This window comes from Bacillus litorisediminis (genome assembly GCF_022808645.1).
Classification (GTDB): Bacteria; Bacillota; Bacilli; order Bacillales; family JC228; genus Bacillus_BF; species Bacillus_BF litorisediminis.
Genome location: NZ_JAKZKT010000058.1, coordinates 1 through 18,893, shown reverse-complemented (window position 1 = coordinate 18,893; position 18,893 = coordinate 1). Strand labels below are relative to the sequence as shown.

The following is an 18,893-nucleotide window of genomic DNA, read 5'->3' as shown; positions in this document are numbered from 1 at the left end:
GATTTTGCCTCCGGCTTCCTTCAGATTCCACCTCACGATGGACACCCTTGCCTTTAGCTAACAGTTCCTACTGCCAAGCCTGTAGTGGACTTTCACCACCAAGTTATAGCCCATGCCGGGCGCACCAAATGAAGACCCGGCTTTGAAACATATCCAAAGTCGGGTCTTTATCTTTACTCCGCGCAATTATAAGAGTTTATTTGGCATTCTCATCTGGCTGATGTATGCCAAATACATTTCCTTCGGTATCAACATAATATCCCTGCCACGCCATTCCAGGCAGAGCATATTTAGGCAATGCCACCTTGCCGCCATTATTCAAAATCTTTGCCTCAGTAGAATCGTAATCTTCCACGCCCATTGTACAGACATAGCCATTGATGGCCTGATTTGGCTCTGGAAGAGCACTTTGACGTTGCATCAAAGCTCCGTGAATACCTGGCTGAGTTGCATCGCCAGTTACTGCCCCAAAATAAGGCATTCCTGCATATTCACTCCAATCTTCAAATGTCCATCCAAATACTTCACCATAAAACTTCTTTGCCCGCTCCATGTCATCCACATGGATTTCAAAATGTACTGGTCTTCCCATGATTTCCTCCTCATTTTTCATCATTTTTTGATGTTGTTGAATCTCAGATATGTATTTGTCACTAACTACTATTTCTACAAAATAATTGCAATACCTTTAAACGAAGGGACGGTTCTTGTGTTTCATTTGTTTCACAAAACAAATGAAACACGAGAACCGTCCCCATGTTTCAAAAACCTGGTCAATTACGATTGCGATTATTATTTTTTGCATATTCCGATATTCCCCAATATTGTTCGGAATCATAGCCGTTGTAAAAAACGTCCAATTCATGGAAGATCCTATGAACATAGATTAATGATTGGATATCTTCATCCGTCTTGGCGTCTTCTAAATATTCTTTGGCTTGGGTTAAATCATGTTTTAAATATTCGTCTTCACTTACTTCAATCATTTGATTGAGTTCCCCGGTATACATTTCATAATTCCTATAAAATTCATTAAAATCATATGCCTTATAACGACCCCAGCCTAATTTCCTGTTCCAAAAATCATGCGTTCTTGATATGTATGCGGCGATTTCTTCTGAGCGGGCTGCTTCTGACGGGTCTCCTCTATATGCCGGATCCTGTGTGTTATGTCCTGTATTCGGCCCATTTACAGTCTCTTTGTCATCACCCAAAAGATTAAATACAACCAAACCACTCAGAACCACGACCAACATACCAAAAGCTACTAACCGCTTCTTAATGATTTTCGCCCCCCGAAAAAAGTATGGAGCAGAGGGACGGTTCTTGTGTTCATTCGTTTTGCGAAACGAATGAACACAAGAACCGTCCCCATGTTTCATTATATTAACTCTTTTTCTAAAAATGCGTAGAAGTCAACCCACTCTTCAATCAGTTTGGATGTCGGCTTACCTAAGCCATGTCCTGCTTTTGCTTCTAAACGCAAAATAATCGTTGTGTCCTTATGTGCCTTTTCCAATAATGTAGCGGCAAATTTCTTGGCATGAGCAGGTACAACCCGATCGTCACTTTCAGCTGTCGCAATCAGTACTGGCGGGTATTTTTCTCCTTCTTTAATATTATGTAATGGCGAGTATTTATATAGAAACTGAAACTGTTCGGCATTTTCAGCACATCCGTATTCCGAAATCCAGAAGCGCCCAATCGTAAATTTATGATAACGCAGCATATCAATGACTGGAACGCGACAAATAACTGCTCCAAAAAGATCGGGACGCTGAACCATACATGCCGCTACGAGAAGTCCGCCATTCGATCCGCCCATAATGGATAGTTTATTTTTATTGGTGTAATTATTTTCTATCAAGAATTCTCCAGCCGAAATAAAATCGTCGAACACATTTTGTTTATTTTCTAACATTCCCGCTGTATGCCATTCTTCACCATATTCTGAACCGCCCCGCAAGTTGGCTACAGCATAGATTCCGCCTTTTTCAAGCCAGCGTAAAATTGCAGGATTGAAGGAAGGTGTCAAACTAACATTAAAGCCCCCATATCCATACAATATAACAGGGTTTTCCCCGTTTAATGGAAGATCTTTTTTCTTTGTAACAAACATAGGCACTTTTGTGCCATCTTTTGATGAATAGAAAACCTGTTCCGTTGCAAATTGAGATGTATCAACTTTTAATTCCGATTGAGCAAACACTTGAAGCTTATCAGTAATAAAATCATATTGATACACAACGGTTGGACTTAAGAAAGAAGTCATGCCGAAGAACATTTCGGTTTCATTGTGTTTACCATATAATTCAGTCATTGAACCCATCAATGGAATTATTATTTCTTTATGATGGCTTCCATCTTCTTTGTATAAGTGAATTTGGTGATGAGCGTCATGTAAAAATGCGATAACAAATTGTCCGTTAATAAACTCAATCGCATGCATGGTATCCTCTTGCTCGCATACTATTTCTTTCCAATGGTCACGTGAAGGATTTTCAATATCAACCGCAATGATTCGCCCCCGTGGAGCATGTAAGTTTGTTTTAAAATAAAATAATGAACCTTTATTATGAATATACGTGTACTCACCATCTTGTTCATCTAATAAATGTATAAATTCACCTGCGGAATCCAGCTTTTTTAGATAGAATCGATTTTGTGCGGCTGTCCCATGCCTTACCACGAGACAAATATATTGATCATCATGGGTAATAAAAGGTGCAAACATGAGTTCCTTGTTTGGATGCTCATAAATAAGCTGATCTTGATCTTGGCTCGTACCTAATTTATGAAAGTATACCTTATTAAAATTCCCTTGATCTTCTTCATTTACAGTCCCTGGTTCAGGAAAACGACTATAGAAAAAACCGGAGTGATCAGGTGCCCATGCTATAGGGGTGAACCTAGCCCACTTAATGAGATCGTCTAAATCCTTTCCGCTGTCTATGTCTCTCACAAAAATTTCCTGCCAGTCACTTCCATGTATAGAAGTGGAATAGGCAATATATCTGCCATCGCCACTGATTGAGTAGTTTGTCATGGCGACAGTACCATCATCACTTAATAGGTTTGGATCAATTAAGATAGATTCCTTTTCTCCTTCTTTCTTATATAAAACAGCCTGGTTTTGTAAACCGTCATTTTTTAGGTAAAACAGCCGGTTCTTCACTCTTTTTGGAACAAAATATTTGGGGTAGTTCCATAATTCCGTAAGTCTCGCCTTGTCTTCTTCTCTGGATATGGTGTCTTGAAAATAAGCGTCGCATTTTTCCTTTATTTCCTGTGTCCATTGTTTTGCTTCTTCACAATTTGGGTCTTCTAGCCAACGATAAGGGTCCGCCACTTTCGTTCCGTGAAAATCTTCTACTATATTACTTTTGTAAATCACTGTCATTTATGTACCTCCCTTTTGTATCTGCTATATATATTTCGACAATCGAAGCGAAAAACCTTTATTTGAAACAAAGGGACGGTTCTCTTGTTTCATTCGTTTCGCGAAACGAATGAAACAGGAGAACCGTCCCCCTGAATCCCTGAATCATTTTTTATATGCCGTTTGCCAAGCCTTTTGAACAACAACGGTGGAGAGCCAAAACATAATTAGGGCGATAACAGGATGAAAGGCACCTGCATTTGGTATGTGAGCGGTGGCATACATCAACATTATCAGAGCAAATAAGCCGAGACTCAGCCAGCGCAATATGGTGGGCAGCTTCCCCATAAAACTGATGGCGAGCATAATGATCGGCAGAAATTCTATCACCCTAACAAAGATAACATGTGTCTGCCATTTGACAGGATCAATGAAAATAGCAAATCCCGCCAGAAAAACTTGAACTGCAACGGATACTACAAAAAGCCCTGCCACATAGAAGAAAGCTTTACTCCAAAACAGAAATCTTCCCGATTTTTCCATTGTTTTCTCCTCCCTTATCTATATTTGACACGTGACACGGAGGGACGGTTCTTGTGTTTCATTTGTTTCGCGAAACGAATGAAACACGAGAACCGTCCCCATGTTTCATTCAATGCTTATGCTTCCATTCTTAGTGGTTAATTTGATCAGATGATCCCCATTGCCCACTACGCTATCCCAATTAGAGTTGCCAAAGACAGTCGCTTTTCCATTGGTTGTTTTGAGATCTAATGTTGCATTGGTTGGCTCTTTTTCTGTTTCAATTTCGATTTTCCCGTTATTTGCTTCCCACTCAATATTGCGGTCTAAATTACTTGTGGTCAGAGAAAAGGATCCATTGTTTGTTTCTCCGCTGATATTTCCTTGCACACCATCTAAATCTACTTTCCCATTATTTATATAGATTTGAACGTCGTTTGCGGTCATATCGTCCATCTCCACATGTCCGTTGTCAGTTTCGGTGTGTATTTCCTTAATATTTAGATTACTAGCTTGTAAACTGCCATTTTCAATGCCCACTTGCAGTAACTCATAATCCTTTGCTGGCAAATAAATGGTTAACTCACGAGATTCTCCAAAAAAGTTAATGTTGAATAATTTTCTCTCCTCCTCTGTTTCGATGGTCAGTGTATCTCCATAACTATCTACTTCTAGTCTATCTTCTAAATTTCTCGTTCTTTTGCCAGTGAGTTCCACTTTAATTGCTTGATCATTTGTAGAGATAAGTTCGACCCGTTCATTGTGTGCACTTATTTCAATATTTGTAATGTTTTTTGCATCCATTTCTTGCTCTACAGAATCGGTCGAGTTATCTATAAAATTGAAAGTGACTAAACTTCCGCCTGCTCCAACCAATAAGAGCAGCAACGCAATAACTGAAATTTGTTTAATTCTATTCATTCTTCATACCGCCTTTTACTAGATTTGCATTGTATTTTAGATAGCGAACAAAAAGATTAATTAATCCGCGTGTTACAAATAGCATTCCAATTGTAATAAAAAGTCCAAGGCCAGAAAGGGCAATTGACAAGAATAATTCAAAAAACGCAAAGGACGCCGGGTGGACTGCTGCGTTAATCAGAACCAAAATAGGAGAAACGATAAAGGAAAGCCCTACTGCCCAACCTGCAATAATGAGTGCTGCTAATGCAATAAACGGTCCTAGCACAATGACTAAATTGAAAAAACTTAATCCAATGACCGCCCATACCGCCCGAAGTATGTTGCCTGCCGTTGCAGTCTCCTGTACTTTTTCTAGATGATGCGTTGCCAGCAGCTCTTTGGCAATCTGTTGCGGTGATCCCAGAGATTTGGAGATTTCTTCTTCGGATTGTCCTTCCTCTGCACCAATGAGAAAATGCTCTTGAAAATCTCGAATAATGTCTTCTCGTTCCTCTTGAGAGAGCCTCTTTAATCCTTTCTCTAAACTCTTCAAGAACTGTTCTTTATTCATGATTAACACCTTCCTTTATGATCTGATTGACTCCATCTGAAAACTGCTGCCACTCTTCCATCAGAATGTGAAGATGATCTCTGCCTTTTTCACTGAGCCTATAATATTTTCGGGGAGGACCCTCGGTTGACTCTTGTAGGTAAGTGGTTAAATAGTCCTCATTTTTTAGTCTCCTTAATAAGGGGTACACGGTACCTTCGGAAATATCGATCTGATCTGAAATTTTTTGCACCAGTTCATACCCATAACGATCTTGCTTATTAAGTAATGCAAGTACGCATAACTCTAAAGCTCCTTTTTTAAATTGGATGTTCAATGCAGGTTCACCTCATTTTAACTACTATATATTAAACAGTACTGTAATAATAAAATACCTTGCGATAAAAAATATATCACACAGTATTGTATATTGCAAGGTACTGAATAAATTTCATTACGCCCATTTTGATACAAAGGGACGGTTCTTGTGTTTCATTCGTTTCGCGAAACGAATGAAACACAAGAACCGTCCCCATGTTCCACATAGAAATTAAAGAAATCGTGAAGACTATTCAAGAATAAAAATGATAATCTCGAAGGTGAAATGATTATGCAATTTCGCTCGATTTTTATAGTATGCCTCTCCATCCTGTTAACGAGCTGTTCTCTTCATAGTGATCATAATGAAGAGCAAGTTCGTCCTATTGCGATTCAGACGAAGAACCAAACCTCACCAAAAATTGTTCTTGTCATCATTGATTCATTAATGGATCAACCTTTAAAAAAAGCAATCCAAGAAAATAAAGCTCCCGCCCTCGCATTTTTTTTACATCATGGCCAATATAGTAAAAACCTGGTCAGTTCCTATCCTACCATGTCAGTTACAATTGATAGCACTTTAATAACAGGTACTTACCCTGACAAACATAAAATCCCGGGTCTTGTATGGTATGACGAAGGTGAACAGCGGATTGTCAATTACGGTAATGGCTGGATGGAAATTTTAAAGACCGGGGCCACTCAATATGCAGAAGATGCCTTATACCAATTTAATAATATAGATCTTAGCCCTCATGTAGAAACGATTCATGAAGAATTAGATAAAAGAGGGAAAGTTACAGCTGCCATTAACTCGATCATTTACCGCGGAAATTATGAACACACTCTTAAGATTCCAAACCTTATAGCGAAAACAACTGGTTTACCGGATCAATACAATACCTTTGGCCCAAAGATATTGTCATTGGGTGCTTTTATTCGTCAAGACGAACATAATTTACATTTAATGAACAAGCTAGGAATTAATGATGCATTTTCAGCTCAAGAATTAAAATATCTTTTGGAGAATGACACTCTCCCTGAATTTACGATCCTGTACTTTCCTGGAAATGATAACGTCGTGCATAAAAAAGGGCCAATGACAACTGAAGGGATTGAAGAAGCTGATAAACAACTGCAGGAAGTATTAAATGTATTTCCAAATTGGAGGAATGCTCTTGATCATAGGATTTGGATGATTATTGGGGATAGCCAGCAGTCCGCCGTTAAAGAAGATAAAGAGAAAGGATTAATTGATTTAAGAGAAGTTTTATCGGACTACCATATATTAAAGCTTAATGAGTCTGTTAGTAAGGAAGATGAACTTGTTATTACAGCCAATGAGCGAATGGCATATGTATACAAGCTCAGTGACGATATTTCTCTGCAAGATATCATTAGTAAGCTGCAAAAAGATGAGCGTATCGCATGGATTGCATGGAAAGAAAACGGCATGATTCAAGTATTATCAGGTGATCATGACGGGGTTTTTCAATTTAAACGCAATGGTGATTTGAAAGATGTTTATAATCAGAGTTGGTCTATCAAAGGAAATCATTCGATTCTTGATCTGACAATTAGCCAAAATCACATTCAATACGGAGATTATCCCGATGGATTAGCCAGACTATATGGTGCCATGCATTCACAAAAAGGAGATTTTTTAATCGTGGATGCTAAACCAGGTTATGAATTTATTGGAGAAAGCTCTCCTCAACATACAGGTGGAGGCGCTCATGGGTCGTTGCATAAAGATGATTCTCTTACACCCATTATCGTAACCGGAACCAATAAAAGCATAGATGACTTGCGTATGGTTGATTTAAAAAAATGGATTTTAGATCTTTTGCAATGAGAAACAGAGGGACGGTTCTTCTGTTTCATTCCCAAACAAATGAAACAGAAGAACCGTCCCCATAATTCCAATCGAGTTTTTAGTATAGGGCGGTATATGAATGAGAAAAGTATTGTTGTTTTTATTAATATATGGATTGATCTTTTTAACTGCCTTTTATTATAGAGAGTATTTATTAGACTGGCTTCGAAATAGTGATTTTTCACAGCTTCCACTTATGTTTTTTCTTTCGGTTCTATTTAGTGTGATTCCTATTGTCCCGTTTACCATATTTGCCGGAATGATGGGAGTGAAATATGGAGTTTGGATTGGCGGTCTTATTAACTGGTTCGGTAATGTAGGGGCTGCGGTGATCTTTTTTTTACTGGCACGTTATTTTTTTGTTTATGGGTTCAAACAATATATCAGTCGCTTTAAAAGCTATCAAAAGTGGAACGATATCGTAAATAAGAATAGTTTTATTACGGTATTGTTTGCACGATTGATTTTTATAGTCCCTGCTCCCGTCATCAACATTGGTTCCGGGCTAAGCTCCATGCCATTTAAAGTATATTTCTTGGCAACTGCCATCGGAGAAATTCCTTCGATGATTGTTTATGCCTTTTTAGGAAATCAGTTATTTACTTCAGTTCAAACCTTTATGTATGGCCTTTCTTTATACTTAGGATTTGTTTTAGTCATTTGGCTGATTTACCGCAGATGGGTTAAGCAAAAGTCAAAAGTTGTTCTATGAGACAAAGGTGAGACAAAGGGACGGTTCTCGTGTTTCATTCGTTTCGCGAAACGAATGAAACGCGAGAACCGTCCCCATGATTTCTTAAACTGTAAAAACAGGTAATTTCTCTAAAAATAGAATGTCATTCCGCTCTGCTGCATCGCCTTCTGCCAGGATAGCAGCTTTGGCCGCAACAATGCCGCCAGCTTTTGTTACTAATTCTTCTAATGCTTTAATAGATTCCCCGGTACTAATCACATCGTCAATTAAAGCAACCCTTTTGCCTTTTATCGCATCCGCATCTTTTCCATCCAAACATAGCAATTGCTCTTTTTGTGTTGTAATGGAAACGACTTGATTGACTAAAGGCTCTTCCATATATGGTTTCACACTTTTACGGGCAACAATATATTGTTTCATATTTAATTGCTTGGACAATTCATACACTAACGGAATACCTTTGGCTTCTGCCGTAACTAAATAATCGACCTCTGTTAATTTTTCTGCCAGCAATGGAGCGGCCGCTGAAACGATTTCTGTATCACCCAGAATAACAAAACTCGCGATTTTTAATTGGTCCGAAATAGGTATAATCGGCAGCTCTCTTTTGATTCCTGCAACGATTAATGGATAAGTTTCCAAAATGACACTCCCCTTATTCTTAAACTCCAAAGATTCCTAGTAAAAATTCCATTGCGACCCCTGCTAATAACCCAAAGAATGGATCGGCCAGGGCAGTAACGATGATGGTGACAGCGGCAACAATTGGCGAACCCGGCTCTGCAGCGGTTAGAGCAGCTGTTGCATTCCCAGGCAGTGTAACAATGGCACCTAGTACAAAAAGGAAACCGGCAATAGAAGAACTCGGCACGTATTTTCCGATTTTCGGTAAAAGTTTAAAGAACAAGATTCCAGCCATGATCGCCATCGTTAAAACTCCTGCCCAAACTGCATGAGGGGCAGATGCAGTTGCTGAAATAATGACTTCTACCGGTCCTCCGCCAAATAAGGAAGAAGCCATGTCAGCTAAACTGCTGATAATCGTGAGTGTGTCAATATTTACGTCCTCACCGGCAATCTCACCATTGATTTTTCCAAACGCAATATTCGCGCCGATATTTAAACAAACCAGCGCTAATGCTCCGCGAATAACTGCAGGATTAATCACAAATTTCTGTAATTTAAACTTATCTTCTATGAGGTTTTTAGAAACCGTATCATTTTCTTTTTTAATAAAATTATAGACTATGCTTGAAAGGATCACCGAAATCGTAATGGTATACACTAAATCCTTCGTAATGATATAGGTCAATAAGGCACTGGCAAAAGAAGTTACCCCAATAATCCGGTCATTCTTTGCCATATCCCATGCGACCTTTGCCAGCATGAATCCGACTCCGGCCATCATCCCATTCGTAATGACTGGTCCAATCCATTCAACAATTTGTTCCATTAAGCCAAATAAACTGATAATGACTAATATTAAAGCACCAAAGAAAATTGAAGACAGCCGGTCGCGCATATTTTTGCCCATCGTTCCCGCAACGGCAATCGTTTCTGCCTGAAACGAAACTACGGCTACATTGCTGGTTAAGCTATTCCCCACTGCCCCAACCATAAAGGCAAGTGCGGTCGGTACGGAGGCAAACCCGAATGAAAGGGCGAGTAACCCCTGAGGTAATCCGTTCAGTACAACACTCAATGCTGCCAGTATGTCTTTTACTATATCTTCCATATCTCTTCTCCCTTTCTTCCCCTCATGCTGCCTCTATATGGAAAAAAACCGCCCAGCATAAACTGAACGGTTCCTATTAACAGAATTACCGTCCATAGTAGAGTGATTTACGGTCACTCTGTAGAGACTCCCAGTCCATATTACCGGGATTATACGGGGTATATATCGAACAATAATCTAATTATAATGCAAAATGTTCGTATTTTGAATAAGAATTTAAAAATATATATTGAAAGCGTTTTAAAAAAAAGACAAAATACAAACATTGTAAAAATGTGACTTCATGGGAATTGAATCATTGGCCGCGTAAAAAACAAAAATGCTCACAAACATTGATTAATAATCAGTTGTGAGCATTTTTTTTATGTAATTTACTTCATTTGTTGTTCTTTTGTTGGACCCAGAATACCTGGCACATTTAATCCAGCCTGGCGAAGCAGCACGGTCATTTGCCCGCGATGATGAGTCTGATGATCGATGCACAATCTTAAAGTCGCTCCTCTTGGCGTTAACTGGCCAAAAGACTCAACACTCTCAATAATGCTATCATCAGTTAATTTCGCTTCAGCTTCTTTTACTAATTCCTCAGAAACCTTTTGATAAGCGTCGAGAATCGTGCTTGCCTTGTCAGGAACTGCGCTCACGTCACCTGGAACGGATACATTCAAACCTGCTTGTCCCGCAAAAAACGGAACAGCTGTTACCAAATGCCATCCTAACCAGCCCAGTGTGCTATGTCCTTCCACAATGGCCTGATCTAATTTCTCATCTGTTAAAGACTCTAATACTTGTATGGTACCGCTTGATGCCCGTGACCAATCCATTAAAAAGTCATTAACCGTTCTGTACATGGTATCACTCCTTTTAAACTAATTATAAATTTTTCATCGAATCATTGTCTAATTTTTGAATTGTTCTTCCCCCTATCTATTCAACTGTAAAACTCTAAATCTATGTCATTTTCCTCTTCTAACGATCATCGCAACTGGCCCCAGCCCAAGCAGCACTGGCACTTTGCAATTTTCACAGGAGATCAGCATACTTTAAACCGTGCATTACTGGGATTTGATCAAGATTAGCAAGGTTTCAATTGGACAATACTCCTACTCAAGTTCTTTTATCTGAAAATGAATATAAATATTTTTACTCCTAGTAATCCTCCCGTACGTTCTCCTGAAAGTCTATTGAAACACAAAAAACCCCGAATAAGGGGCACTTTTTTATCAGTGTCCGTAATTCGGGGAATAGTTCAGATCTCCTATCTTTCTTTTAAGTAATGTTTACGTCAATGAAAGATTATACGGATGTGTAACCTCCATCAACTAGGAGACTTGCCCCTGTAATAAACGATGCATCATCGCTTGCAAGGAAGGCAACGGCTTTTGCCACTTCTTCCGGTTTTCCTAAACGGCCAATCGGATGCAGTCTAATTAATTCCTGTCTCATTTCTTCTGGCAGATCCGCGAGTAATGGAGTATCAATATAACCTGGATTTACATTATTAATCCGTATGCCTTTAGAAGCGTATTCAGCAGTTGCTGATTGTGTCAGCAATTTCACGCCGCCCTTAGCGGCACTATAGGCTCCAACTCCTGCTTTTCCAACAACACCATGGATGGAATCATTATTAACAATCGCACCGCCAGTCTCCTGTTTTAACATCTGAGCGATGGCATATTTGTTACATAAGAAAACACCGTGTAAGTTTACGTCAATGATCTTCTTCCATGCGGAAAAATCCGTTTCATGTACGAGCGACATACCGCCAATTCCTGCATTTGCGAAAAGAACGTCAAAACTTCCATATTTCTCAACGGTTGAGTTGACCAAATGTTTGACATCCTCTTCATTGGTTACATCCGTTTTGATAAAGGTGGTTTCATAGCCTTCACTATTGAGTGAATCTGATAAGTCTTTCCCCTTTTCAGACATATCGGAGATAACGACCTTACCGCCTTCGCTGGCAAAAAGCCTCGCTGCCGCTTCACCAATTCCGCTTGCTCCACCTGTTACGATAACTGTCTTATTTCTAAAACGTTCTGCCATCATAATTCCTCCTAATACTTACATACTAATGAAAATAATTGTTCTCCACTTTATACTTTCCGATAACGCAGCAAAAGAAACAGAGGGACGGTTCTCGTGTTTCGCAAAACAAACGAAACACGAGAACCGTCACCATCATTTACATAAATTTGCTTAGATCTGGATAACCGCTTACAGCCCAAGCCCCATCTACTATTAGGCTTGCACCATTTACATAGGAAGCATCATCGCTAACTAAAAACAAAGCCGGTCCTGCCATTTCATCTGGCTGTGCTGCCCGTCTCATAGGTATACGTTCCATATAGGCTTCATTGATGGCTTCAACATTCGTTAATCCGCTTGTTAATGGAGTTGCAACTAATCCCGGTAAAATGGCATTAACCCGAATATTATATTGTGCCAATTCTAAAGCTGCATTTTTAGTTAACATTTCAACTCCAGCTTTGGCTGATGAGTATGCAGCGCCATAGAACATTGGTACATGGGCATTTAATGAAGCAACGTTTACAATGGCTCCTCCGCCATGTTCCTTCATATATTTTGCTTCATGTTTCACAGATAAAAATACACCTTTTAAGCATAAATCTACTGTAAAATCCCAGTCCTCCTCACTTTGCTCAGTAATTGCACCTGCTCTCGAAGCACCTGCAACATTAAATCCGAAGTCAAGTCCGCCAAATGTTTCAACGGTTTTTTGGACTAAAGCTTCGATGTCGGCTTCTTTTGTTACATTGGTAACACACCCGATTAAATCACCCTTATGTGTTTGTTCCATTTCTTTTAATTTATCGCTGTTTAGATCAGCAACCGCTACTTTAGCGCCAGCTTTTAATAAGCGCTCAACAATCGCATACCCAATTCCTGATGCTCCACCAGTTACAATCGCTACTTTCCCAGAAAAATCAGCCATTAGTCATCCTCCTTGAAATAAAGAATCGATTAATTACTTGCCGGTCTTACTAAGATTTTTGCTTGTTTCTTATCATTGATTAATTGGTTAAATCCTTCTTCTACAATATCTTGAAGATCAATTTTCTTTGTGATCACCGGTTTTACGTCCAGTCTTCCGGTAGCCATCATTTCAATGACCTCAGGGAAAACATGTCGGTATGCAAGGGTTGAAGTGATATCAGCCGCCTTATACAATAACTGGCCCATATCAATCGCAACAGGTTTAGCAAAAACAGCAATTGCCATTACTTGTCCGCCTTGTCTGACTGAAGCCACTGCACTTGTTATCGTAGGCTGTGCCCCGCACATTCATATGCCACACTAACGCCGCCATTTGTCAATTGGAGAATGGTTTCAACTATATCATCGCGCATTCCATCAATAATAGTCGTTGCTCCTAATTCCTTCGCCTTTTCAAGACGCTCTTTAGATAAATCGACTACAATAATTTGTGCTGCTCCCGCAGCTTTCGCTGATAATAGGGTCAATAAGCCTATAGGTCCGGCACCAAAAATAGCGACAGAGTCCCCTGGCTTTAATTTACTTTCTCTTACTGCATAGAAAGAAACAGCTGTTGGCTCCACTAATGCCCCTTCCTCGAAGGACACATTTTCTGGCAATACATGCACCATATGTTCATCCACAGTTGCATATTCAGCAAAACCGCCATCACGATTTAATCCGACAAATCCAACCTTGCTGCATTGGTTATAAAATCCTCGTTTACAAGCGTAACATTCACCACAATAAATAAGAGGTCAATGGCAACTCTTTCACCAACTTGATGGCTTTTGACATCATCAGCCACCTCGACAATGGTTCCAGAAAATTCATGTCCAAGCGTAAGTGGCGGTTTTTGTCCGCTTATTGGATGCGCTTCCAAAGATAATCCATGTGAATAAGCGTGAAGGTCACTCCCGCAAATTCCTCCCCACTCTACTTTGACTTTAACTTGACCTGCTGCAACTGCAGGCTCTTGTATCTCTTCTATACGAACATCTTCTATGTTGTGCCAAACCGCTGCTTTCATTTATTCATCTCCCTTTATATGTCTTTAATCCTATTATATCAATTTGAGTTATTTAACCAAAGTTAATATAATTTAATATATATTAACTTTTACTTAAGGATTGATCGATATGAACATTGAGCAATTAACCTATATTATTGAAGTAGCCCATACAAAATCATTAGCAAAAGCAGCAAAAACTTTAAATATTAGCCAGTCAGCACTAAGTCAGGCGATAACTCGATTAGAGTCTGAACTCAATTTAAAAATATTTGACCGTAATAGAACGGGAGCCGTAACTACAAAAGAAGGAGATAAAATAATCGAAAAAGCACAAAATGCTTTACATGCCATTTTTCAAATAAAAGAAGAGGCACGCAATCAAAATAATAATTTAAATGAATTGCTTAGAATATCAACGATTCCCGGATTGACAGAACCCATTATCGATACTTATCTGCTATTTAAAAATAACAAGACTAGCTTAAACATTGAGGTAAATGAAAAAGGAAGCTTCGAAATTATTGAGGATGTAAAAAAGGATCATATCGATATTGGATTTATCGCCATTAATAAAGCAAATATGGAACTAATCAATGAGCTTGATTTTACCCCCGTTTTAAGCGGAAAAATTATGGTGTTTGCTTCGAAAGACTCGCATTTAGCCAGCAACAAAGAAGGAATCACAACAGATTCGTTAAAAGAACAATTATTTGTCCTATATAAAGATGAATATGTCCATGAATTCATTGCCAATTTCCAAAGACTATATGGTCCAGTAAATATTTTTTTCAAAACCACTAATCTTGATATGATTAATAAAGTTATCAAAGAACTTGGTGCGATTACAATCGGGCACGATGTTTCTGCCAGATTCAACCCAAACTATCCATCTTATCAGATGGTTGGTTTAGACATTCCCGATTTTTTTGATACTTCATTCCGGTTTGGCTGGATTAAAAAGAATGATAATAAACTGTCCAAAGAAGCTAAAATTTATATTGAAGAAGTGAACAAAAATTTTAATAAGAATAGAGTTATGAAATAATCACGATCACTCAACGAACGGTTCTAATGGTTATTCGCTCCTGCGAAATTAAAGACAAAGGGACGGTTCTCTTGTTTCGTTGTTTAACAAACGAAACAAGAGAACCGTCCCCGTGTTTCCTAAATATCAGTTAACGCTTTTAGGGTTTTTTCCCGGATTTGTATTCGGTTTATATAATCTTTCGCAACTAGTTCTGTATAGATTAAATCAAACACTAAAAATAGCGGTAAGGTTGGGGAGATATTCTGCCCCATGTGCATGCTATTTTTACTCGTCACCAAAAGCGTTAAATCCGATAACTGAGCCAGTTCAGAGTTTTTTTCACTGGTTATGCCGAGTATGACTGCACCCTGTTTCTTGGCAATTTTCACAGCATCTATGATCTCTTTTGTTTTTCCTGAAACGGAGATTCCGATCACTAAGCTGTTTTTTGAGCTTAACGCTGCGTCCATGACGGCCAGGTGGGGGTCTGTAATAGACTCTACAGTTATGCCGATTCGAAAAAACTTCCATTTAAATTCTTGGGCTGCAATCCCAGAGTTACCAATTCCATAAACATGAACTTTCTGTGCGTCGTTTAGGAGAGAAACCGCTTGCTTTATATCAAAATAAGTTATTTTCTGAAAGGTCGTCTCTATTAGCTCTATATGACTATGATATAATTTTGCAAAATAATCGATATCCTTAATGTCGCTAGTAGTTCTTGGCTTGTTTCTTAAGTCGATATATCGTTTTAATTCATGTTTAAATTCATTAAATCCAGAGAAGGTCATTTTTTGACAAAAACGCGTGACGGTGGCAGGAGAAATATGAGTCTTTTTAGCAATTTGATTAATCGACAACTGACTAACCTCATCTGGATTTTCAATAATTAATTTTGCTAATCCCTTCTCACTGCTAGTGAACTTGTCCATGCTGCTTTCAATCCCATGAAGCAGATTCTCGCCAAGATACTCCATAATCTTGCTCCTCACTTGCTCTTTAAGTAAGCACGGTATTTACCTTATTCTTAGTTAATTATTCCAAAACTATGATACCAATAGTTTTCAAAAAAAATAACCCAGGTGAGTAACCTGAGTTATTTTTAAATCGTTATTTTTGCATTGCTTCCACAAATCTTTTTGTTATCAGCTGGGGTCTCGTAATCGCTCCACCCACTACTACCGCATGAACATTAATATCTAACACGGATCGTGCAATCTCTGGCGTTGAAACATTTCCTTCCGCCAACACCTTTGCGTTTTTCACTTCTTTCACGATTTGTTTAATGACTGCATAGTTATGGTCATCAATTTTCAAACCGTTTGTTTCTTCTGTATATCCGTAAAGCGTTGGCGCGACAATATCAAATCCTAATTCATCGGCCATAATAGCTTCTTCAACCGAAGAAACATCTGCCATCAGCAATAAATTCGGATACTTCGACCGAACTTTTTTATAAAATGATTCTAAATCACAGCCATCTGGGCGAGTACGGTTAGTAGCGTCAGTCGCAATGATTTCTACACCTGTCTCTGCTAAAGCATCGATTTCATTCATAGTAGGCGTAATAAAAACAGGGTGGTCCTCGTAAACTTGCTTAATAATTCCGATCACAGGAAGGTCGACTTGCTTTTTGATTTCTAAAATATCAGGAACCGAGTTCGCACGAATTCCGACGGCCCCGCCTTGTTTGGCAGCCAACGCCATACGTCCCATTATGAAGGAACTGTGCAGTGGTTCTCCCTCTAATGCCTGGCAGGATACAATCAATCCTTTTTCTAGCTGTTTTAACACTGGATGCATTTCAAAACACGTCCTTACTTAGGAAATCTTCATTATTTGCCTAAATACTCTTCCACTTCGTTTTTCACAATTGTAACTTGTGGTCCATAAATAATTTGGACACCATTCCCTTTTTTCACAATACCTCTGGATCCAGTCTGTTTCAGCAAATCCTCTTTCACCAGTGACTCATCCTTAATCGTTACACGCAGACGTGTTGCGCAACAATCAACAATATCAATATTTTCGGCACCGCCTAATCCTTCTACAACCGTTTTAGCACGCTCAGTAGCAGAAACTTGCTCAGTAGCCTGATATTCATCTTCACGTCCGATTACTTTGTAATTCTTTTTCTTAATGAGATATCTGAATGTAAAGTAATATAGGAAGAACCAAGGAATACCCACTAGGATTACATATGGCCAATTTGTTTTATCAACACCTTGCAGGATTCCAAATAAAATGAAATCAATAAATCCGCCTGAGAAGGTCTGTCCAACTGTGATGTTGAAAATATCTGCCATCATAAAAGCAAGTCCATCAAAAGCAGCATGCACTACATAAAGTAGGGGTGCTACGAATAAGAAACTAAATTCAAGCGGTTCTGTGATACCAGTTAAAAATGATGTGAGAGCTGCTGAAAGCAGAATTCCTGCAACGAGCTTTCTATTTTTCTTCTTAGAACAATGATAAATCGCTAATGCTGCACCTGGTAAGCCAAACATCATGGTTATAAATCGACCAGACATAAATCTGGATACACCCTCGTAATATTGCACTGTGGAAGGATCAGCTAATTGAGCAAAGAAAATGTTCTGCGTACCGCTTATTAGTTTTCCGCCGATCTCCATCGTACCGCCGAGCGCTGTTTGCCAGAATGGAAGATAGAAAATATGATGCAGACCAAGTGGCCCAAGCATACGTAAGATAAAGCCATAGAAAAGAGTTCCAATTTCACCAGTAATCGTGACAATATTTCCAAGCTGGTTAATCAATTGCTGGAAGTAAGGCCAAATGACAAAAAGAATGGCTCCTACAAAAATGGACACAAAGGAAACAACGATTGGAATGAAACGTGAACCTCCAAAGAATCCTAACACTTGAGGCAGCTGAATTTTATTGTACTTATTGTGTAATACAGCTGCTACAATTCCGATAATAATACCGCCAAATACACCGGTTTCCAATGTCTGAATACCAACTGCCATTCCCTGTCCGGCACCTGCTAAATTCTCAGCAGCTAGCTTGCCAGTAAGAGAAAGCAAAGCATTAATGGTACTATTCATGACAAAATAACCAATCATCGCAGCTAAACCTGCTGTTCCTTTATCCGAACGGGCTAGTCCTATAGCAACCCCCACCGCAAAGATAATTGGCAAGTTAGCAAATACAATATTACCTGCTGCACTCATAATAGTAAAAATAGCTTGAAGAAATGCGATATCTAGAAATGGATAGGCTGCAACCGTATTGGGATTAGACAGCGCTCCACCAATTCCTAATAACAAACCAGCTGCGGGCAGCACCGCAATTGGCAGCATAAATGACTTACCAAATTGCTGCGCCTTTTCAAAAGCTTTTCTCATGGAAGACTCCCTCCCTTATGATGTATGTCAAGATATCTAAGTTTAAACTTATACTAGTATCATAAATCCCCAAACACCGATATACAACGACTCTGAAAACGATTTCAATGGTTTTCACCATTATAGCTCCTCAGTTGAAAATCCTTTCATTTTCAAATGAAACAGAGGTGAAACAGAGGGACGGTTCTTCTGTTTCATTGGTGAAACAGAGGGACGGTTCTTCTGTTTCATTGGTATCTCAGGGCAATCGAGTAGGAGGGGGTGACTAACCCCCGACCTCTCACACCACCGTACGTACCGTTCGGTATACGGCGGTTCAATTATGATGATTGACGCAAAAATTCATATCGTTCCGCTAGACTTCTCAACCCTCGATTTCTCCAATAGGAGTTATGGAGGGTTTTGTTTAAGATTGGACTACAAGCGATTCTCCAGTATTTCTTCCGAGAATTCCCCCATTCGTATGCTTTATGTGGTGGAACCCCTAAGGTAATCAGTCTTTTAATCCTCGT

At 39.1% G+C, this 18,893-nt stretch carries 21 protein-coding genes, 1 pseudogene and 1 riboswitch; of the genes and pseudogenes, 3 read left to right on the top strand and 19 right to left on the bottom strand.

Annotation, left to right across the window (positions count from 1 at the left end; genetic code table 11):
- Positions 1 to 196: 196 nt before the first annotated feature.
- From MLE14_RS19930 to MLE14_RS19900, 7 genes are all read right to left on the bottom strand, one after another.
- Complete coding sequence (locus MLE14_RS19930; RefSeq protein WP_243300182.1) at positions 197 to 592, bottom strand: VOC family protein; 396 nt, start codon at positions 590 to 592, stop codon at positions 197 to 199.
- Positions 593 to 773: 181 nt separating this feature from the next.
- Positions 774 to 1,382 carry a hypothetical protein gene (locus tag MLE14_RS19925; RefSeq protein WP_243300181.1) on the bottom strand — a complete coding sequence of 203 codons (609 nt, stop codon included), beginning with the start codon at positions 1,380 to 1,382 and terminating at the stop codon, positions 774 to 776.
- Positions 1,382 to 3,400 (bottom strand): prolyl oligopeptidase family serine peptidase, encoded by a 2,019-nt coding sequence (locus tag MLE14_RS19920; RefSeq protein ID WP_243300180.1) that lies wholly within the window; start codon positions 3,398 to 3,400, stop codon positions 1,382 to 1,384. Before MLE14_RS19920 ends, MLE14_RS19925 begins: the two co-directional genes overlap by 1 nt.
- Positions 3,401 to 3,544: 144 nt before the next feature.
- A complete protein-coding gene (locus tag MLE14_RS19915) occupies positions 3,545 to 3,922 on the bottom strand; it encodes a DUF6220 domain-containing protein (RefSeq protein WP_243300179.1) in 378 nt (125 codons plus the stop codon).
- A 105-nt stretch (positions 3,923 to 4,027) separates the two neighbouring features.
- The gene (locus tag MLE14_RS19910; protein WP_243300178.1) at positions 4,028 to 4,822 is read right to left on the bottom strand and encodes a DUF4097 family beta strand repeat-containing protein; all 795 of its coding nucleotides are present in this window, start codon (positions 4,820 to 4,822) and stop codon (positions 4,028 to 4,030) included.
- A complete protein-coding gene (locus MLE14_RS19905; RefSeq protein WP_243300177.1) occupies positions 4,815 to 5,375 on the bottom strand; it encodes an HAAS signaling domain-containing protein in 561 nt (186 codons plus the stop codon). The genes MLE14_RS19910 and MLE14_RS19905 overlap by 8 nt, the downstream gene beginning before the upstream one ends.
- Entirely contained in the window at positions 5,368 to 5,691 is a 324-nt protein-coding gene (locus MLE14_RS19900; RefSeq protein ID WP_243300176.1) for a PadR family transcriptional regulator, read from the bottom strand. Before MLE14_RS19900 ends, MLE14_RS19905 begins: the two co-directional genes overlap by 8 nt.
- Positions 5,692 to 5,964: 273 nt before the next feature.
- Between MLE14_RS19900 and MLE14_RS19895 the strand changes: the two genes are divergently transcribed.
- Both MLE14_RS19895 and MLE14_RS19890 read left to right on the top strand, forming a co-directional pair.
- Positions 5,965 to 7,527 (top strand): alkaline phosphatase family protein, encoded by a 1,563-nt coding sequence (locus MLE14_RS19895; RefSeq protein ID WP_243300175.1) that lies wholly within the window; start codon positions 5,965 to 5,967, stop codon positions 7,525 to 7,527.
- A 100-nt stretch (positions 7,528 to 7,627) separates the two neighbouring features.
- Entirely contained in the window at positions 7,628 to 8,260 is a 633-nt protein-coding gene (locus MLE14_RS19890) for a TVP38/TMEM64 family protein (protein WP_243300174.1), read from the top strand.
- Between the two features lie 84 nt (positions 8,261 to 8,344).
- On the opposite strand, the gene MLE14_RS19885 is transcribed toward MLE14_RS19890, so the two are convergent.
- From MLE14_RS19885 to MLE14_RS22640, 8 genes are all read right to left on the bottom strand, one after another.
- A complete protein-coding gene (locus MLE14_RS19885; protein WP_243300173.1) occupies positions 8,345 to 8,884 on the bottom strand; it encodes a phosphoribosyltransferase family protein in 540 nt (179 codons plus the stop codon).
- 19 nt (positions 8,885 to 8,903) lie between these two features.
- Positions 8,904 to 9,977, bottom strand: a complete 1,074-nt coding sequence (locus MLE14_RS19880) for an NCS2 family permease (protein WP_243300172.1) — start codon at positions 9,975 to 9,977, stop codon at positions 8,904 to 8,906.
- Positions 9,978 to 10,052: 75 nt separating this feature from the next.
- A riboswitch (purine riboswitch) is annotated at positions 10,053 to 10,154 on the bottom strand.
- A gap of 194 nt (positions 10,155 to 10,348) precedes the next feature.
- Positions 10,349 to 10,828 carry a DinB family protein gene (locus MLE14_RS19875; protein ID WP_243300171.1) on the bottom strand — a complete coding sequence of 160 codons (480 nt, stop codon included), beginning with the start codon at positions 10,826 to 10,828 and terminating at the stop codon, positions 10,349 to 10,351.
- A 445-nt stretch (positions 10,829 to 11,273) separates the two neighbouring features.
- A complete protein-coding gene (locus tag MLE14_RS19870) occupies positions 11,274 to 12,023 on the bottom strand; it encodes an SDR family NAD(P)-dependent oxidoreductase (protein WP_243300170.1) in 750 nt (249 codons plus the stop codon).
- A gap of 139 nt (positions 12,024 to 12,162) precedes the next feature.
- Complete coding sequence (locus MLE14_RS19865; RefSeq protein WP_243300169.1) at positions 12,163 to 12,933, bottom strand: SDR family NAD(P)-dependent oxidoreductase; 771 nt, start codon at positions 12,931 to 12,933, stop codon at positions 12,163 to 12,165.
- A gap of 29 nt (positions 12,934 to 12,962) precedes the next feature.
- Positions 12,963 to 13,283: a hypothetical protein gene (locus MLE14_RS22650; RefSeq protein WP_313897790.1), complete on the bottom strand. Its 321-nt coding sequence runs from the start codon at positions 13,281 to 13,283 to the stop codon at positions 12,963 to 12,965.
- Entirely contained in the window at positions 13,259 to 13,726 is a 468-nt protein-coding gene (locus MLE14_RS22645) for a zinc-binding dehydrogenase (protein ID WP_390629286.1), read from the bottom strand. The genes MLE14_RS22650 and MLE14_RS22645 overlap by 25 nt, the downstream gene beginning before the upstream one ends.
- Positions 13,651 to 14,004 carry an alcohol dehydrogenase catalytic domain-containing protein gene (locus MLE14_RS22640; protein ID WP_390629278.1) on the bottom strand — a complete coding sequence of 118 codons (354 nt, stop codon included), beginning with the start codon at positions 14,002 to 14,004 and terminating at the stop codon, positions 13,651 to 13,653. Before MLE14_RS22640 ends, MLE14_RS22645 begins: the two co-directional genes overlap by 76 nt.
- 109 nt (positions 14,005 to 14,113) lie before the next feature.
- Between MLE14_RS22640 and MLE14_RS19855 the strand changes: the two genes are divergently transcribed.
- A complete protein-coding gene (locus tag MLE14_RS19855; RefSeq protein WP_243300168.1) occupies positions 14,114 to 15,031 on the top strand; it encodes a LysR family transcriptional regulator in 918 nt (305 codons plus the stop codon).
- 119 nt (positions 15,032 to 15,150) lie between these two features.
- On the opposite strand, the gene MLE14_RS19850 is transcribed toward MLE14_RS19855, so the two are convergent.
- The 4 genes and pseudogenes from MLE14_RS19850 to MLE14_RS19835 form a co-directional block, all read right to left on the bottom strand.
- On the bottom strand, positions 15,151 to 15,990 hold the full coding sequence (locus MLE14_RS19850; RefSeq protein WP_243300167.1) for a MurR/RpiR family transcriptional regulator: 840 nt from the start codon (positions 15,988 to 15,990) through the stop codon (positions 15,151 to 15,153).
- 133 nt (positions 15,991 to 16,123) lie between these two features.
- The gene (locus tag MLE14_RS19845; protein ID WP_243300166.1) at positions 16,124 to 16,816 is read right to left on the bottom strand and encodes an N-acetylmannosamine-6-phosphate 2-epimerase; all 693 of its coding nucleotides are present in this window, start codon (positions 16,814 to 16,816) and stop codon (positions 16,124 to 16,126) included.
- 32 nt (positions 16,817 to 16,848) lie between these two features.
- Complete coding sequence (locus MLE14_RS19840) at positions 16,849 to 18,381, bottom strand: maltose/glucose-specific PTS transporter subunit IIC (protein WP_243300165.1); 1,533 nt, start codon at positions 18,379 to 18,381, stop codon at positions 16,849 to 16,851.
- 320 nt (positions 18,382 to 18,701) lie between these two features.
- A pseudogene (locus MLE14_RS19835) lies at positions 18,702 to 18,893 on the bottom strand (group II intron reverse transcriptase/maturase); the annotation flags it as partial.

Excerpts from the sequence above, each read along its gene's own strand:
- MLE14_RS19895 (WP_243300175.1), top strand. The coding sequence starts at position 5,965 with ATGCAATTTCGCTCGATTTTTATAGTATGCCTCTCCATCCTGTTAACG.
- MLE14_RS19920 (WP_243300180.1), bottom strand. The coding sequence starts at position 3,400 with ATGACAGTGATTTACAAAAGTAATATAGTAGAAGATTTTCACGGAACG.
- MLE14_RS19850 (WP_243300167.1), bottom strand. The coding sequence starts at position 15,990 with ATGGAGTATCTTGGCGAGAATCTGCTTCATGGGATTGAAAGCAGCATG.
- MLE14_RS19870 (WP_243300170.1), bottom strand. The coding sequence starts at position 12,023 with ATGGCAGAACGTTTTAGAAATAAGACAGTTATCGTAACAGGTGGAGCA.
- MLE14_RS19930 (WP_243300182.1), bottom strand. The coding sequence starts at position 592 with ATGGGAAGACCAGTACATTTTGAAATCCATGTGGATGACATGGAGCGG.
- MLE14_RS22640 (WP_390629278.1), bottom strand. The coding sequence starts at position 14,004 with ATGAAAGCAGCGGTTTGGCACAACATAGAAGATGTTCGTATAGAAGAG.
- MLE14_RS19875 (WP_243300171.1), bottom strand. The coding sequence starts at position 10,828 with ATGTACAGAACGGTTAATGACTTTTTAATGGATTGGTCACGGGCATCA.
- MLE14_RS19915 (WP_243300179.1), bottom strand. The coding sequence starts at position 3,922 with ATGGAAAAATCGGGAAGATTTCTGTTTTGGAGTAAAGCTTTCTTCTAT.
- MLE14_RS19855 (WP_243300168.1), top strand. The coding sequence starts at position 14,114 with ATGAACATTGAGCAATTAACCTATATTATTGAAGTAGCCCATACAAAA.
- MLE14_RS19910 (WP_243300178.1), bottom strand. The coding sequence starts at position 4,822 with ATGAATAGAATTAAACAAATTTCAGTTATTGCGTTGCTGCTCTTATTG.
- MLE14_RS22650 (WP_313897790.1), bottom strand. The coding sequence starts at position 13,283 with ATGTGCGGGGCACAGCCTACGATAACAAGTGCAGTGGCTTCAGTCAGA.
- MLE14_RS19840 (WP_243300165.1), bottom strand. The coding sequence starts at position 18,381 with ATGAGAAAAGCTTTTGAAAAGGCGCAGCAATTTGGTAAGTCATTTATG.
- MLE14_RS19925 (WP_243300181.1), bottom strand. The coding sequence starts at position 1,382 with ATGAAACATGGGGACGGTTCTTGTGTTCATTCGTTTCGCAAAACGAAT.
- MLE14_RS19905 (WP_243300177.1), bottom strand. The coding sequence starts at position 5,375 with ATGAATAAAGAACAGTTCTTGAAGAGTTTAGAGAAAGGATTAAAGAGG.
- MLE14_RS19845 (WP_243300166.1), bottom strand. The coding sequence starts at position 16,816 with ATGCATCCAGTGTTAAAACAGCTAGAAAAAGGATTGATTGTATCCTGC.
- MLE14_RS19880 (WP_243300172.1), bottom strand. The coding sequence starts at position 9,977 with ATGGAAGATATAGTAAAAGACATACTGGCAGCATTGAGTGTTGTACTG.
- MLE14_RS19890 (WP_243300174.1), top strand. The coding sequence starts at position 7,628 with ATGAGAAAAGTATTGTTGTTTTTATTAATATATGGATTGATCTTTTTA.
- MLE14_RS19865 (WP_243300169.1), bottom strand. The coding sequence starts at position 12,933 with ATGGCTGATTTTTCTGGGAAAGTAGCGATTGTAACTGGTGGAGCATCA.